Origin of the sequence: Pseudomonas yamanorum (assembly GCF_900105735.1) — a bacterium.
GTDB classification, from domain to species: domain Bacteria; phylum Pseudomonadota; class Gammaproteobacteria; order Pseudomonadales; family Pseudomonadaceae; genus Aquipseudomonas; species Aquipseudomonas yamanorum.
Genome location: NZ_LT629793.1, coordinates 982,298 through 995,724, shown reverse-complemented (window position 1 = coordinate 995,724; position 13,427 = coordinate 982,298). Strand labels below are relative to the sequence as shown.

The 13,427-nt window shown below is 60.5% G+C and carries 20 protein-coding genes and 1 pseudogene; 20 read left to right on the top strand and 1 reads right to left on the bottom strand.

Features of this window, described 5'->3' with window-relative positions:
• Positions 1-25: 25 nt before the first annotated feature.
• Positions 26-580, bottom strand: coding sequence for a hypothetical protein (locus BLU46_RS04930; RefSeq protein WP_093199237.1), 555 nt, complete (start codon positions 578-580; stop codon positions 26-28).
• A 105-nt stretch (positions 581-685) separates the two neighbouring features.
• Between BLU46_RS04930 and BLU46_RS04925 the strand changes: the two genes are divergently transcribed.
• The 20 genes and pseudogenes from BLU46_RS04925 (at position 686) to BLU46_RS04835 (ending at position 13,413) form a co-directional block, all read left to right on the top strand.
• A complete protein-coding gene (locus BLU46_RS04925; RefSeq protein WP_003218335.1) occupies positions 686-1,024 on the top strand; it encodes a hypothetical protein in 339 nt (112 codons plus the stop codon).
• Positions 1,021-1,365 (top strand): hypothetical protein, encoded by a 345-nt coding sequence (locus BLU46_RS04920; RefSeq protein ID WP_093199234.1) that lies wholly within the window; start codon positions 1,021-1,023, stop codon positions 1,363-1,365. Before BLU46_RS04925 ends, BLU46_RS04920 begins: the two co-directional genes overlap by 4 nt.
• Positions 1,366-1,514: 149 nt before the next feature.
• Positions 1,515-1,724, top strand: coding sequence for a hypothetical protein (locus BLU46_RS04915; RefSeq protein WP_093199231.1), 210 nt, complete (start codon positions 1,515-1,517; stop codon positions 1,722-1,724).
• 296 nt (positions 1,725-2,020) lie between these two features.
• Positions 2,021-2,104, top strand: a pseudogene (locus tag BLU46_RS33360) (HGGxSTG domain-containing protein); the annotation flags it as partial.
• A gap of 114 nt (positions 2,105-2,218) precedes the next feature.
• Positions 2,219-2,602 carry a hypothetical protein gene (locus BLU46_RS04910; protein ID WP_230961994.1) on the top strand — a complete coding sequence of 128 codons (384 nt, stop codon included), beginning with the start codon at positions 2,219-2,221 and terminating at the stop codon, positions 2,600-2,602.
• A complete protein-coding gene (locus BLU46_RS04905; RefSeq protein WP_093199228.1) occupies positions 2,592-3,857 on the top strand; it encodes a terminase large subunit domain-containing protein in 1,266 nt (421 codons plus the stop codon). The genes BLU46_RS04910 and BLU46_RS04905 overlap by 11 nt, the downstream gene beginning before the upstream one ends.
• A complete protein-coding gene (locus tag BLU46_RS04900; RefSeq protein ID WP_093199226.1) occupies positions 3,854-5,650 on the top strand; it encodes an anti-CBASS protein Acb1 family protein in 1,797 nt (598 codons plus the stop codon). Before BLU46_RS04905 ends, BLU46_RS04900 begins: the two co-directional genes overlap by 4 nt.
• Entirely contained in the window at positions 5,647-6,774 is a 1,128-nt protein-coding gene (locus tag BLU46_RS04895) for a DUF2213 domain-containing protein (RefSeq protein WP_093199222.1), read from the top strand. The genes BLU46_RS04900 and BLU46_RS04895 overlap by 4 nt, the downstream gene beginning before the upstream one ends.
• 9 nt (positions 6,775-6,783) lie before the next feature.
• Positions 6,784-7,263, top strand: a complete 480-nt coding sequence (locus BLU46_RS04890) for a structural cement protein Gp24 (protein ID WP_093199216.1) — start codon at positions 6,784-6,786, stop codon at positions 7,261-7,263.
• A 1-nt stretch (position 7,264) separates the two neighbouring features.
• Entirely contained in the window at positions 7,265-8,224 is a 960-nt protein-coding gene (locus BLU46_RS04885; protein WP_093199210.1) for a DUF2184 domain-containing protein, read from the top strand.
• Between the two features lie 10 nt (positions 8,225-8,234).
• Positions 8,235-8,624 carry a hypothetical protein gene (locus tag BLU46_RS04880; RefSeq protein WP_093199206.1) on the top strand — a complete coding sequence of 130 codons (390 nt, stop codon included), beginning with the start codon at positions 8,235-8,237 and terminating at the stop codon, positions 8,622-8,624.
• Positions 8,625-8,675: 51 nt separating this feature from the next.
• On the top strand, positions 8,676-9,197 hold the full coding sequence (locus BLU46_RS04875) for a DnaT-like ssDNA-binding protein (RefSeq protein ID WP_093199201.1): 522 nt from the start codon (positions 8,676-8,678) through the stop codon (positions 9,195-9,197).
• Positions 9,194-10,249 (top strand): structural protein, encoded by a 1,056-nt coding sequence (locus tag BLU46_RS04870; protein ID WP_093199196.1) that lies wholly within the window; start codon positions 9,194-9,196, stop codon positions 10,247-10,249. Before BLU46_RS04875 ends, BLU46_RS04870 begins: the two co-directional genes overlap by 4 nt.
• A complete protein-coding gene (locus BLU46_RS04865; protein ID WP_093199192.1) occupies positions 10,249-10,635 on the top strand; it encodes a hypothetical protein in 387 nt (128 codons plus the stop codon). Before BLU46_RS04870 ends, BLU46_RS04865 begins: the two co-directional genes overlap by 1 nt.
• Positions 10,635-11,078: an HK97 gp10 family phage protein gene (locus BLU46_RS04860; RefSeq protein ID WP_093199189.1), complete on the top strand. Its 444-nt coding sequence runs from the start codon at positions 10,635-10,637 to the stop codon at positions 11,076-11,078. The genes BLU46_RS04865 and BLU46_RS04860 overlap by 1 nt, the downstream gene beginning before the upstream one ends.
• On the top strand, positions 11,075-11,491 hold the full coding sequence (locus BLU46_RS04855; protein WP_093199185.1) for a phage tail terminator-like protein: 417 nt from the start codon (positions 11,075-11,077) through the stop codon (positions 11,489-11,491). Before BLU46_RS04860 ends, BLU46_RS04855 begins: the two co-directional genes overlap by 4 nt.
• Positions 11,492-11,562: 71 nt before the next feature.
• Positions 11,563-12,219, top strand: a complete 657-nt coding sequence (locus BLU46_RS04850; protein WP_093199181.1) for a phage tail protein — start codon at positions 11,563-11,565, stop codon at positions 12,217-12,219.
• A gap of 3 nt (positions 12,220-12,222) precedes the next feature.
• On the top strand, positions 12,223-12,606 hold the full coding sequence (locus tag BLU46_RS04845; RefSeq protein ID WP_093199177.1) for a phage tail assembly chaperone: 384 nt from the start codon (positions 12,223-12,225) through the stop codon (positions 12,604-12,606).
• 62 nt (positions 12,607-12,668) lie between these two features.
• The gene (locus tag BLU46_RS04840; RefSeq protein ID WP_093199174.1) at positions 12,669-12,917 is read left to right on the top strand and encodes a DUF1799 domain-containing protein; all 249 of its coding nucleotides are present in this window, start codon (positions 12,669-12,671) and stop codon (positions 12,915-12,917) included.
• Positions 12,918-12,993: 76 nt separating this feature from the next.
• Positions 12,994-13,413, top strand: coding sequence for a superinfection immunity protein (locus BLU46_RS04835; protein WP_231988869.1), 420 nt, complete (start codon positions 12,994-12,996; stop codon positions 13,411-13,413).
• The last annotated feature ends 14 nt before the right edge of the window (positions 13,414-13,427 follow it).

The following is a 13,427-nucleotide window of genomic DNA, read 5'->3' as shown; positions in this document are numbered from 1 at the left end:
CCCAGCTCAATCACAAAGGCGATCGCTATGGGTGATTTAGGATCTTTTCAAGGAAAACGGTTTGGCGGCCCAATTCGGCACGCATTTGAGCTTCATCCAGGGCCTGAATGTGAAATTGAATATCCGCCGTGTGCACCCACAGTTCCTCCTCTTTCAGCCAATGCCTATGGAGCCGCACTTCAAATGGAAGGGCGTTATCGGGGAACTCCTTACTTTCCGCAACCCCAGTCAGAATGCCTCGAATCAACACCATGTAATTGTCCAGGCTCGCAGCTAGTTTGCGATCCCTGAAGATCACGGCGACGTACATGGTGCGAATGACATGACCATGATCCGTGCCCGTACGGTGTGAGCATCGGAACGTTTCAAAATGCAATCCTGGCCCGTTGATTGCGCGTACAAGCTCTTTCAGCTCTGGCTCGCCTTCAAACTCAGGTATCTCATCGATGCGCTCCGGCTCCCTGGAAAGCCAAATCATTGGGTGGTGATCTTCTTCAAGATTTACGGCGTACGGCAGGTTCCTGTGCCCTGTAGTGAATGTCACCTGAATACTTGCGGTCTTGTCTGTTCCCTTTTCCATGAGCTTCGTGCGTCCGTTTAGTGTGGAAGCCGAACGATAGCACGGAGCCATATGCCCGCCACTGAGCGGGCTTTTTTATTCCTCATGCCCCACGGAGTCGAGCGCATGGAGTATCTACAGCGCCTGCTCGACAAGATCGACAGGTTCGAATTGCTGATCGCAGGACTGGTCGGCGCCGTGATCGCCAGTTGGTGGCACAAGGACGACCTGAACGACTGGCGAGCCTGGATGATCTTCCTCATCACCGGCATGGCCTGCTCGATCTACCTCACGAGCATGGTCAGCACCTACCTGGGCGTGACCGAGCCGAAGATCGTCGCCGGTATCGGCTTCCTGTTGGGCGCATTCGGCGGCTCGCTCCTGGCAGCCATCAATCGAGCCATTAAATCCGCTGACCTCTGGGCGCTCATTCGCCAGCGGTTCGGGGGAGGCAATCCACCATGAATCTTGAACTGATCAACTCCATCGCCTGCGGCCTTATCGCGGCCTGGGCGACTTGGTGCGTACTGAGCGGGAAGGTGAGGGACGGCATCCTCGGGAAGCTGATCTACTCGACGATCGCCATCAGTGGCTTCGTCGTCATGGCGCGCAGCCAGAACATCTTCTTCGGTCCGACCACTGCCGGCTTGACGCTGCATGTCGCCCTGGCCCTGGCCGGTGCCCGGCACATCTTCATGGTCACGTACTGGCAGCGGGTGAAGGTCTGGCTGTGTCGGACGCTGAACTGCGAGCACTGCATGAGCTGCCCGAAGGCGCCCGAAGGTATAGAGCGCCGCAAGCAGTAATCCGCGCCACGAAATCGAATGCGCCAAATCGTGGCGCGAGACAGGTCACATGAAAGAAGTTGACGCAGCCTGGATCAAGGGTTTCTGCACGGCAATTAGCATCGTCTGTCTTGTCGTAGCGATGTTTGGTTTCTTCGGGGCTTAGACCAATGAAAGTAATCGTCACCAAGCTACTGGGATCGGCTGAAGTCGAGTTTCTGCGTGATGGTGTGGTCGTTCATCGCGAGCGGTTCACCGGCAAGACCAACTCCCGGTATGAGCGCACCATTGCGACCCGGGAAGAGTTCGACGCCCACCGGTGCCGGTTTGTGACGGCCATGCCTGCTGATCGGGCATTCCAATATGAGGTAGCACCGTGACTCCCGCCAGGTGCGCCGCTTGCAATGGGTGCGGAGTGTCGTTGATTACGGACCAGCGCATTCCAATGTGCGGTACGTGCCAGGCAGTTAAGCCTCCCGAGCCACCACCCATGCGCCAACCGCTGGAATCGATGACCCCAAGCATTGGCTCGCTGCTGGTCGTGCTGGTGTTCGTCGCCGGTATGGCGGTAGGGGCCAAGATGGTCGGCGGCTGGTGAGGGGAAAATCAATCGAATGATCATTGAATGACGTTCGAATGCATTGAATGAATCGTTCTGCGAAAACCAACCCCATGAATGAGGCTGACTATGGCCCTATGCGGCGCATCCAAGCGCGGCAACGGGGAACCATGCAAGCGTCACGCGATACCGGGTTCCTCTCGCTGCAAGCTACACGGCGGCAAGAGTTCAGGTCCCAAGGAACAGAGGGGCAACAAGAACGCTGCAAAGCCCGGCTCGATCTACAGCCGATTCCTGACTGACGAAGAGAACGACATGCTTGCCAGCATTGAGCTGGGGCGTGTGGATGATGAGTTGCGGCTGACGCGAGTGCGCTTGATGCGTGCGCTGGCCAGGGAGAGCGAGTTCGGCAACACGCTTGAGGTGGAGTCGGAGAAGGAAGAGCCGATCCTGGTCAGCGGCAAAGAAACCTCGCTCACCTCAATCACGACTACGAGCAAGGTGCGCGACTACTCCAGCCTGATCGACCGGCTCACAGCGCGCGTTGAAAGTCTTGAGCGCACCAAGGAAGACCTTGAGACCCGCCGCCTCACCAACGAGAAGCTGCGCCGCGAACTGGAAGACCCGAATAAGGGCCTGCCCGAGCCCAAGCAAGTAATCATCGGGGTGGAAGATGCAAGCTGTCCTGATGCTGAATAAGCCCCAGTTCGAATTCATCAAAAGCCACAAGAAGTTCATGGCGTTCGTTGGTGGCTACCGGAGCGGCAAGACGTTTGTAGGTTGCGTGCGCATGTGCGTTAACGCGCTGGAGTTCCCGGGCATACCGCAGGGCTACTTCGCCCCGACCTATCCGCAGATCGCCGACATCTTCTACGACACCATGCCGGTGGTCGCTGAGGCGTTCGGCCTGTTCGCCGACATCGTGCCGAGCAAGAAGCGCGTGTACCTGCGTGACAACCGCGGCCGGTGTCTATCGACGATCGTCTGCAAGAGCATGGAGCATCCCCACCGCATCGTCGGCTTCAACATCGCTCATGCCCTGGTCGATGAGATCGACTGCATGCCGATCAAGAAGGCAGACAGCGCCTGGAAGAAGATCATTGCGCGGATGTCGACCGTTTGGCCGGGCCGCGACATGAACACCATCGACGTCACCACGACGCCGGAGGGCTTCAACTGGGTTTATCGCAAGTTCGTCAAGGAGCTTGCCGCCAACCCGAGCCAGCGCCCGCTGTACGGCATCGTCCACGCCTCGACACGGCAGAACGCGAAGAACCTGCCGAAGGACTACATCAAGTCGCTGCGTGAGTCGTACCCGGCCAACCTGGTGGACGCGTACATCGACGGCCTGTTCGTCAACCTCACCTCTGGCAGTGTGTACCCGAGCTTCTGCCGCAAGCAGAACCACACGCACGCAACGATCCGCCCGGGCGAGCAACTGCACATCGGCATGGACTTCAACATCAACCGGATGGCCGCGACGATCCACGTCATCCGCGACGGCCTGCCCATGCTGCTGGAAGAGGCCACAAGCCTGTTCGATACGCCGGCGATGATTATCGAACTGAAGCGCCGGTTCCCAGGACACAGCATCACGGTATATCCGGATGCCAGCGGCAAGAACCGCAAGAGCGTGAACGGCAGCGAGTCGGACCACAGCTTGCTCCGCGCCGCCGGCTTCATGGTGATGGTGAATCCTTCCAACCCGCTGGTGCGTGACCGGGTGCTGGCCGTGAACGCGATGCTCCTGAACATCGACCAGAAGCGTCGCTATCTGGTGAACACCGACAACTGCCCGGTCACCACCCAGGTGCTGGAGCAACAGGCTTACGCCGATAACGGCGAACCCAACAAGGACGGCACTGAAGACCCGATCGACGCACTCGGGTACTTCATTGTCCAGCGCTTCCCGATTGCGGGCAGCTACACACTCGCAAACGTGAGCAACTCATGAGCGCACTCAGCTACCTGAAAGACAGCCTGCAGAACCTGGTCGCAGGACTGGGTACTGCGCGCGACAAGGCGTCGCACTCGCACTACGCCATCCCTGAGATGGACGACCAGCAGCTTCTGAACGCCTTCCGTGGCTCTTGGACAGCACAGAAGGGCGTGACCATCCCCGCGGTGGACGCGTGCCGTAACTGGCGCAGCTGGCAGGCTGACAAGGCCCAGATCGAGCTGATCGAGGCCGAGGAAGAACGCCTGAACGTCAAGGGCAAGATCCTCGAGGCCCTATTGAAGGCCCGTCTGTTCGGTGGTGCTGCGGTGTTCATCGGCACCGGTGAGCGCGATACGGCATCGGAACTGAATCCTGAGCGTGTGCGGCAGGGTGGCGTGAAGTACCTCACCGTCATGACGCGCCGGCAACTCAGCGCGACCGAGATCGAACAGGACCCGCAAAGCCCGCGCTTCGGCAAGCCCAAGGCTTACCGGCTGCCGGGCAGCGTGGTGGAGATCCATCCGTCGCGCCTGGTCATCTTCATCGGAACGCCGCACCCTGACCCTGAGCTGGCGATCGGCACCGGCTTCGGCTGGGGCGACTCGGTGCTTCTGGCTGCTATGCCCGCCGTGCGGCACTACGACGAGACGGTGGCCAACGTGGTCAGCCTGGTCTACGAGGCCAAGATCGACGTCATCAACATCCCTAATCTGATGGCGAGCATGCAGGACAAGAATTACGAGCGCCTCCTGCTGGAGCGCCTGCGTCTTGCTGCGACCGCCAAGGGCATCAACGGCACGCTGATCCTCGACGGCGCCGAGACGCACAGCTCCAAGTCGGCCAGCTTCGGAAATCTGCCTGAGGTGATCGCCAAGACAGAGCAGGGCGTTTCTGGTGCGTTCGATATCCCTGGTACCCGCATGTTCGGCCAGTCCTCCACTGGTCTGGGCGCCAACGGTGAAGAGAACACCCGCAACTACTACGACAACGTCGCATCACGCCAGAAGCTGGAGATCAAGCCAGCAATGGGCGTTCTAGATGAGTGCCTGATCCGCTCAGCACTGGGCAGCCGGCCTAAGGAGATCCATTACGCGTGGTCGCCATTGTGGCAAGCAACGGCCAAAGAGCGGGCAGACATCGGCAAAACCACGGCGGATACCATCAAGACGCTGAAGGATTCCGGCCTGTTCCCTGCGGATGCGCTATCGGCGGCCTCGGTGAACCTGCTGGTTGAGCTGAGCGTTATGCCAGGACTGGAGGCCGCCATCGACAAGTTTGGCGATGAAATGCCGGACGAAGAAGGTGGTGACGATCTGCCTGTAAGCGAAGTCGATTCGGTGGCGGGCAGGAAGGATCTGTCCGACGCCGCTCCGCGCACGCTGTACGTCTCCCGCAAGGTCACCAACGGGGCCGACATCATCGCTTGGGCCAAGGCGCAGGGCTTTGAATCGACCGTGTCCGCCAATGAGCTGCATGTCACCGTCGCCTACAGCCGCAACCTGGTCGACTGGATGAAGGTCGGCGAGTCATGGTCGGGTGATGGCAAGGGCGAGCTCAAGATTGCACCTGGTGGCGCGCGGCTCATCGACAAGTTCGGCGAAGGCGCGGTGGTGCTGCTGTTCAACAGTTCCGAGCTGGCCTGGCGTCACGTCACCATCGTTGAGGCTGGCGCCTCTTGGGACTGGCCGGACTATCAGCCCCACATCACCTTCACCTACGAACCTGGCAGCGTCGATATCGACAAGGTCGAGCCCTACCGGGGTTCGATTGAGCTGGGCCCTGAGATATTCGAGGAGCTCGCCCCATGATCTTCACCGACTCCGTGCCAGTCACGGGCGTGCGGCGCACCGAGGACGGCTACCTGGTAGCCGAAGCACGCGTAGCCCGCACCGGCATTCAGGACTACCTGGGCACCGAGATTGACCCGGACAACGAACACGGCCTGCGCGATAAGCCGATCGTGCGCGTCTACCGTCCCGAAAGCGCGGTATTCCACGCTGATGCCATGCACTCCTACGCATACCGGCCAATGACCAACGGCCACCCGGGCGGTGAGGGCGTCAACTCCAAGAACTGGAAGGACGTCGCCATTGGCCAAACAGGTGGCGAAGTGGTCCGCGACGGTCAGTTCGTCAAGGTTCCCCTGGTGCTGATGGACGCCAAAGCAATCGAGGACTACGAGTCAGGCAAGCGTGAGCTCTCCATGGGATACGGCGCCGAAGTCGTGTTCCAGGATGGCGTAACCGGCGAGGGCGAGCAGTACGACTGCTACCTGGGCCCCATGAAGATGAATCACCTCAGCCTCGAGCATCGCGCTCGGGGCGGCATCGATCTACGCATCGGTGACCACAAACCAGACACCCCCAAAGGAGGCCATGACATGGCTGATGCACTGCGAAAACTCCTTGTCGATGGCATCTCCATTGATGTCACTGAACAAGGCGCCCAGGCCATCGAGAAGCTGAACACCAAGCTTGCCGATGCTGCCACCGCTACCAAAACCCTGACCGACGCGCACGCTACTGCGATCGCGCTGAAGGACGGCGAACTGGCGAAGAAAGACGCCGAGCTCGACGCCCTCAAGGCCAAGCAACTCAGCGATGCCGACATCGACAAGCGCGTAACTGCCCGCGCCGACCTGCTCACCAAGGCCAAAACCATCGCCGATGCCGACTACACCGGCAAGACCGACGCCGAGATCCGCAAGGCCGTCGTGGTCGCCAAGTTGGGTGACGCGGCCGTAGCCGGTAAGGCTGATGCCTACATTGACGCGCGTTTCGAGATCCTGGTGGAAGACGCCGCTAAAGACCCGGCTGGCGACCCCTTCCGCAAGCACATGATTCAGCAGGACGGCAAGACCACCGGCAATCCTGCGGCCGAAGCGCGCGCGAAGATGCTGGCCGACTTCAACTCCATTCAGCCCGCCAAGTAAGGAGCCATCATGGCCGCTTATCAAACGACTTACCCTGATCGTCCAGCCAAGGGCCTGCATGGCGCCTCGGCGAACGAAGAGATCAAGAACGACATCAGCCGCACCATCGAAAACGCCGCCGGTGTTCGCTTCGGCGAGCCAGTCCAGCGCGGCGCCGGTGACCATGGCGTTGTCCCATTCGCGGCCGGCGGCAAGTTCGTCGGCATCGCCAAGCTGACCCCGGCTGTGCCGGCGGTGAAAGCAGGCTCGACCCTGATCGACGGCTACCCGCAGTACTTCACCGCGCCCATTCGTGAACGCGGCCAGATGTACGTCACGGTGAGCGCCCCTGTAGTCGATGGCGATCCCGTCTACTACGTCACTGCCTCCAACACCTACACCAATGCAGCCGGCACCGGCATCGTTGGCCCGTTCGCGAACGTTTTCTTCGACACCACCGGTGCTGCAGGCGACATCGTGGAAATCTCCATCAAGAACCGGAGCGCTTAACATGCCCCAAGCATTCGCAGACGCTCAAGCAGCGTTGCCATTCGTTGTAGCCCAGGGCCGCAACATCGAAACCGCGATCTACGAGGCTCGCTATCCTGAGTACTCCTACCGCGACCTGATGCCTGTCGTCACCGAAGGCAACCAGTGGGCGATCGGCACCCAGTTCTACAGCATGCAACTCGCGGGCGAAGCCAAGTTCCTGTCCGGCGCCGCGAACGACATGCCGTTCAACAACGTTTCGTGGGGCGAAGGCTCGCACGACTACGCCATGATCGGCTCCGGCTGGGAATGGAACCTGGAAGAAGTCAATCAGGCCGCCCTGTATGGCCGCAACCTGAACGACCTGAAAGCCATGTCTGCCAGTCGCTCCACTGAGCGCCTGCTCTACGACATCGCCACTACCGGCAGCACCGAGAAAAACTGGCGCGGCTTCGTCAACCAGTCGAACGTGCAAACCATCACAGCAGCGGCCACCGGCACCGGCAGCTCCACTCTGTTCGCGAACAAAACTCCGCAACAGATCCTGATCGACCTGAATGGCCTGCTCAAGCTGGTGCCACAGGCTTCGAACAACGTCGAATTGGCCGACACGCTGTCTTTGCCTTTGGAGGTGATGGATTACATCGCCACCGTATTCGTGGGCGCCGAAGCAAACAGCCCGACCATCCTGGAGCGCTTCCGCACCTCCAACGTTTACACGGCGCGCACCGGCCGACCGCTGAACATCACTACCGCCGACTCCCTGTCGACCGCTGGTGCTGGTGGTGGCGGCCGTATCGTGGCCTATCGCAAGGCTTTGGACGTGATCCGCTTCCACCTGCCAATGCCTCGCATGGTGCTGCCGGTTCATCAGAAGACCATCATGGGCTTCGAGACCGGCATCATCGCGCGCACCGGCGGTGTTGAAGTTCGCTTGCCAGGCGCCATGGCGTACATGGACGGCGTGTCCGAGCCTGCATAAGGGGGTTGTCATGAAAGTTAAAGTCACCAACAGCGGGCTTTGCCCGCGCGCTGTGTGGGCCATGGGTGCGATCAAGCTGATCGGTATTGGCGCAAGCCGTGAACTCATCCTGGCCGAGGCTGAGCTCGATCAGATCAAGAGCATCGACGCGCTCAGCTTCGAGGTTTTAGAAGCCCCCGCCGGCGATGAAAAGGCCGATCTGATCGCCAAGCTGAAGGCGCTGGGCATCGATGCTGCCGGCAACAGCAAAGTCGAAACCCTCCAGAAGAAGCTGGACGAAGCCCTGTCCACCGCCGAAAAGCAGAAGGTCATGGATGAGCTGACCGCGCTGAACGTCGAGTTCGACAAGGAAGCGAGCCTGGAAGCGCTGCAAGCTGCACTGGCTGCCGCCAAAGCGTAACACCACGCAAAACCCGGAGCGCACGTCGCTCCACCTATTCGAGATATCCCGATGCCAGACTTTTACGGAATCGTCGCTGCTGCCGACGCCTATCACGCTGCGCGCGCGAATGCCGCATGGACCGGCGATGAAGTGGCGAAGCAGGCCGCGCTGATCCGGGCATCGGTCTACATCGACGGCCGCTACCGGAAGCTACTGGCCTCTGGTGTGTGGCAGTCATTGTTCCCCGGCGTGAAGACCGAGGGCAGAGGGCAAGCCAGGGAGTGGCCGCGGACCGGTGCCTATGACTACGAAGGCAATGCTATTCCGGCTGACCAGGTGCCCGTCGAGGTTGAGCAGGCCACGTACGAAGCGGCTCTTCGCGAACTGGTCGAGCCTGGCAGTCTCAGCCCTGACTTCGTATCGGCATCACTGGTCAAGCGTGAGAAGGTCGGCCCGCTTGAGACAGAATTTGCTGTATCGGTTGGCGCGGACGCCGCCGATTCGGTTCGCCCGGTGATCAGCATCATTGACGAGATGATCGCTCCCGTTCTGGTGGCTCGCTATACGCTGCCTGCGGTGTTTACGGTATGACCCCGGCGCAAATCATCCAGGCCATCGAAGGAATGGAGCCTGCGATGCAGCGGGCCTATCTGGAGCAGGTAAAGACGGTGGTCGGCGCGGCAACTGTTACGGAGGTTGAGCGGCTGATTGCTGAAGAGGATGAAGATGGCTTGGTGGCGCTGCTCAGCCTGGGCGCACTGTCTGCATTCCTTGAGCTGGCGCGATCGGTGTTCATCGCCGGCGCCAAGTTCGAGGTTAAGGCGATCGTGATCCCCCGTGAGCTTGGGCGTTTCGAGTTCGATGCCAGGCAGCCTGCTGCTGAAAAGTGGGTGTCGGCCAAGGCGGAAGAGATTCGCGCCAACGCATCCATCGATGTGCGCGCCGCTATTCGCGAAGTGATGGGTAGTCGCCGACGCATTGTCGGGTGGCCCAGTGCACAGCCTGCTGCGGCACAGGTCGAGGTCAGCGCCACACCAATGGTGCGCACGCCACGACAGGCAGCACTTGACCTGCTGGGTCGTGTAAGCGCGCAGACCGGCTCTCGGTCCGGTGGCGTTATCGGACTGCCTGGCAACTATGCACAGTACGTGCTGAATGCCCGGTCCCAGCTGCTGGGCGGTAACCCCGACGAGATGCGAAAGTACTTGCAGCGCAAGCGCCGAGACCGCCGCTTCGACGGAATCGTCAACAGAGCAATCAAGGCCGGAACGCCCGTCGCCCAGGCTGACGTGGACAAGATTGCCGGTCGCTACGCTGATCGCCTGATGAAGACCTATGCCGAAATGCTGTCCAAGGCCGAGGCGCTGGAGTCATTCGGTGCCGGCCGCGACCAGGTGTATGAGCAGTTGATTGCTCAGGGCCTTGATCGTGATTCGGTCACGAAGACCTGGCGCGACCGAGGCGACAAGAAGGTCCGCCACACGCACTCCGTGATGGGCGGCCAAGAGGTGCAGAAGGATCAGCCATTTCAGAGCCCTACCGGGGCGCTGCTTCGCTACCCGGGCGACACCAGCCTGGGAGCGGGGTGGAGCGAGCGCGCCAACTGCCGGTGCTCGGCCATCTACAAAATAAGGCGCAAGTGATGCTAGACATTTATGACCGCGCGAAGGCCCTGGCCACGCGCATGCTTGCGCCGCGTAGCAAGGGCGGGAAGGGGCTGGAACTGATCCTGCGCCGCGAGACCCTGGGCGAGTACGACCCAGATGCACCTCCGGTACCCAGCGAACTGGTAGTGAACGGCTCCGGCTTCCGTGAGGAATACGACAACAAGTACATTGATGGCACGCTGATCGTTCGCGGCGACGTCAAACTGCTGGTATCGCCGGTTCAGCTCAACGGGGCTGACATGCCTTTGCCCTTGAGCAATGACCGTATTCAGTTCGACGGCACCACCTACACGGTGATCGCCGTCGGCCCATGGAATTATGCCGGCCTGGCGGTTGGCTTCGAGCTGCAGGTGCGTAAGTAATGGCCAAACCTCACCACATGACCAGCCGCTACGGCGGGCTGAAAGGAAGTTTCGCTGAGAGCCTGGCAGCGTTCGCGGAACAGACCAAGGAAGCCATCGACGATGTGTTCCGTGAGGTGGTGATCGAGATCGGCACTTCGGTCATCCGCCTGTCACCGGTGGACACTGGGCGCTTCAAAGGCAACTGGCAGTTTACCGTGGGCGCCCCTTCAAGTCAGAGCCTGGACACTTTCGACAAGTCCGGACACGAGACCATTGCCACCCTGGTGTCCGAGGTCAGCAAGCTGGAGGCCGGGCAGGTGGCATACATCGTCAATAACCTGGTGTACGGCGTGCCGCTTGAGTATGGGCATTCCGACCAGGCTCCCGCCGGCATGGTGCAAATCACTCTGGCCCGCTTCCAGCAGATCGTCGAAGAAGCCATCAGGAATAACCAGGTATGAGCCACAACATCATCGCCGAGGCATTTGAGGCGCGATTGCGAGCCTGGGCCAAGGCACGAACAAAGCCGTTAAAGATTCAGGCCGAGAACGAGACCTACACACCAGCTTCCGGCGAGACGTACCTGCGAGCCTTCACGCTGCCGGCGGTGACAGCCAGCAACACGCTCGGCGGCGACCACCACCTGTACGTCGGCGTTTTCCAGGTCAACATCGTGGCACCGTCCGGCAAGTACCGGACCGAGGCGAGCGGCATTGTTGATGAGCTGGCCGCGCTATTCCCGGTGAATCTACGCATCCCTCGCGCTGGGCTGGTCGCTATCGTGCTTACGCCGGTCGGCCCGGGGCCAGGCATCCCTGACGGCAACACCTTCACTGTGCCGGCCTCGTTCCAGTATCGAGCCGACACCAACTAATTCGCCCGTTGGGCAAACCCAGAACCCGCCACTGAGCGGGTTTTGTCATTTCTGCAAAGAGGAAAAAACACATGGGCTTTCGACTCCCCAACGGCGCGACCCTGCAAATCGCTTCGACCTACGGTCCGGCGATCCCGGTCACCGCGCTGAGCAATGCTAACCCAGCGGTGGCGACCGCCGCGGCGCACGGCCTGACTGATGGCGACATCATTGCCGTCACCTCCGGCTGGACCCGCCTGAATGACCGCGCAGCACGCGTGGACAACAGCCTGACCGGCACTTTCGCCCTGGAAAACATCAACACCACCAACCTCCAGCCATACCCGGCCGGCTCGGGCCAGGGCTCTGTGCGCGAGGTGACCGGTTTCGTTGAAATCTCGCAGATCACCGATGTAGCCACCACCGGCGGCGACCAGCAGTTCCTGACCTTCGGCTTCCTGGCTGACGATGACGACCGCCAGATCCCGACCACCAAGAACCCGATCAGCATGTCGTTCACCGTAGCGGATGACCCGTCCTTGCCGTACGTCCCGGTGGTTGAAACCGCTGACGATGACAAGGTAACCCGCGTACTGCGCCTGAACCTGCCGAACGGCGACAGCATCCTCTACAACGCGTACGTGACCATCACGTCGACCCCGGCCTTGTCCCGTAACAACCTGATGACCCGCGTCATCACCCTGTCGCTGGCCGGCCGTCCAACCCGTTATTCCGCAGTGGTGGCGTAACCCATGGCCAAGATCAAGATCGCTCCAAACCCAACGTTCAAGGCCAAGGTGCAGATCCCCCGCGTGGGCGGTGATGCGGTGCCCGTGGACTTCGAATTCAAGTACCTGGACCGCATCGCGCTGTCGGCGCTGTTCGACCGCTGGAACACCGCGCGGGACGATCACGCAACCAAAGTGCAGGACGAGGGCATCTCCTGGCAGGACGCCACGGCCTCGGAAATCGCGCTGCAGGTCGAACAGCTTAAGGATATCGTCAGTGGCTGGGGCTTCGATGAGAAGCTGTCCGACGAAGCAATGACTGCGCTGGTCACCACGTGCGTGGGTGCACCCCAGGCGGTGTTGGCCGCCTATCAAGCCGCCTACCAGCCGGCACGCCTGGGAAACTGACCGGCGTCGCCCGCATCCTGTACGAGCAGGGGCCGTCAGAGGCTGAACTGGCGGCCTTCGGCATGACCAAGGCCGATATTCCCGATGAAGAGTACGAGGTCTGGCCAGACAACTGGCCGGCCTTTCTGCTGTTCGAGGCGATGTCCACGCAGTGGCGTGTGGGTATGGGCGGCGCCGTGGGCCTGGACTACAACGTCATCAAGCCGGTGGCCAGCATGATCGGTATCAAGCGGGGAGAGCTGTCACAGGCTTTCCCTGACCTTCGGATGATGGAAGCCGAAGCGATGCTGGTGATGAGCGAGAGCAAGTGAGCAGCCTATCGGAGTGTTCTTTGGTGCTACCCGTGGATGGTGGTAGATTGCCGGTATCTACCGGAAGGGATTTCATATGTTCGTTTTAAGGCTGATTGTTCTAGCGTTTCTTGCATTCTACAGTTACTCCATGGGGCAGGAGCGCGGAGGCCTGAATGCGTTCGGTGAGTTCGTAGTATTCAGTGGGATCGTATTCATTCCCGCCCTGTATATGCTCCCAACATTCGAGGCATGGCTGAGAAAACACTCCAACCTCACATCAATCGCACTGTTAAACCTTTTCCTTGGCTGGACGTTGCTGGGCTGGGTAGCGGCTATCGTGTGGGCTTTTAAGAAGCAGGAGCCACAGGTTTTGGCGAAAGCCGAGCCAGCGTACGCGCCTGTTTTTCCGCCGAAGGAGTTGCGCGAAACTAAAGCCTGCCCTTATTGCGCCGAAGAGGTGCTGGCTGCGGCTGTGAAGTGCAAGCACTGCGGGAGCGAAATCCCCGCATCCTGATTAGAAAAAGACAA

Bases quoted from the DNA above. Each gene is read 5' to 3' on its own strand.
- BLU46_RS04915 (WP_093199231.1), top strand. From the start codon at position 1,515: ATGAAAGTAATCGTCACCAAGCTACTGGGATCGGCTGAAGTCGAGTTT.
- BLU46_RS04920 (WP_093199234.1), top strand. From the start codon at position 1,021: ATGAATCTTGAACTGATCAACTCCATCGCCTGCGGCCTTATCGCGGCC.
- BLU46_RS04880 (WP_093199206.1), top strand. From the start codon at position 8,235: ATGAAAGTTAAAGTCACCAACAGCGGGCTTTGCCCGCGCGCTGTGTGG.
- BLU46_RS04895 (WP_093199222.1), top strand. From the start codon at position 5,647: ATGATCTTCACCGACTCCGTGCCAGTCACGGGCGTGCGGCGCACCGAG.
- BLU46_RS04870 (WP_093199196.1), top strand. From the start codon at position 9,194: ATGACCCCGGCGCAAATCATCCAGGCCATCGAAGGAATGGAGCCTGCG.
- BLU46_RS04930 (WP_093199237.1), bottom strand. From the start codon at position 580: ATGGAAAAGGGAACAGACAAGACCGCAAGTATTCAGGTGACATTCACT.
- BLU46_RS04885 (WP_093199210.1), top strand. From the start codon at position 7,265: ATGCCCCAAGCATTCGCAGACGCTCAAGCAGCGTTGCCATTCGTTGTA.
- BLU46_RS04855 (WP_093199185.1), top strand. From the start codon at position 11,075: ATGAGCCACAACATCATCGCCGAGGCATTTGAGGCGCGATTGCGAGCC.
- BLU46_RS04860 (WP_093199189.1), top strand. From the start codon at position 10,635: ATGGCCAAACCTCACCACATGACCAGCCGCTACGGCGGGCTGAAAGGA.
- BLU46_RS04905 (WP_093199228.1), top strand. From the start codon at position 2,592: ATGCTGAATAAGCCCCAGTTCGAATTCATCAAAAGCCACAAGAAGTTC.
- BLU46_RS04835 (WP_231988869.1), top strand. From the start codon at position 12,994: ATGTTCGTTTTAAGGCTGATTGTTCTAGCGTTTCTTGCATTCTACAGT.
- BLU46_RS04890 (WP_093199216.1), top strand. From the start codon at position 6,784: ATGGCCGCTTATCAAACGACTTACCCTGATCGTCCAGCCAAGGGCCTG.
- BLU46_RS04900 (WP_093199226.1), top strand. From the start codon at position 3,854: ATGAGCGCACTCAGCTACCTGAAAGACAGCCTGCAGAACCTGGTCGCA.
- BLU46_RS04910 (WP_230961994.1), top strand. From the start codon at position 2,219: ATGCTTGCCAGCATTGAGCTGGGGCGTGTGGATGATGAGTTGCGGCTG.
- BLU46_RS04865 (WP_093199192.1), top strand. From the start codon at position 10,249: ATGCTAGACATTTATGACCGCGCGAAGGCCCTGGCCACGCGCATGCTT.
- BLU46_RS04845 (WP_093199177.1), top strand. From the start codon at position 12,223: ATGGCCAAGATCAAGATCGCTCCAAACCCAACGTTCAAGGCCAAGGTG.
- BLU46_RS04840 (WP_093199174.1), top strand. From the start codon at position 12,669: ATGACCAAGGCCGATATTCCCGATGAAGAGTACGAGGTCTGGCCAGAC.
- BLU46_RS04875 (WP_093199201.1), top strand. From the start codon at position 8,676: ATGCCAGACTTTTACGGAATCGTCGCTGCTGCCGACGCCTATCACGCT.
- BLU46_RS04925 (WP_003218335.1), top strand. From the start codon at position 686: ATGGAGTATCTACAGCGCCTGCTCGACAAGATCGACAGGTTCGAATTG.
- BLU46_RS04850 (WP_093199181.1), top strand. From the start codon at position 11,563: ATGGGCTTTCGACTCCCCAACGGCGCGACCCTGCAAATCGCTTCGACC.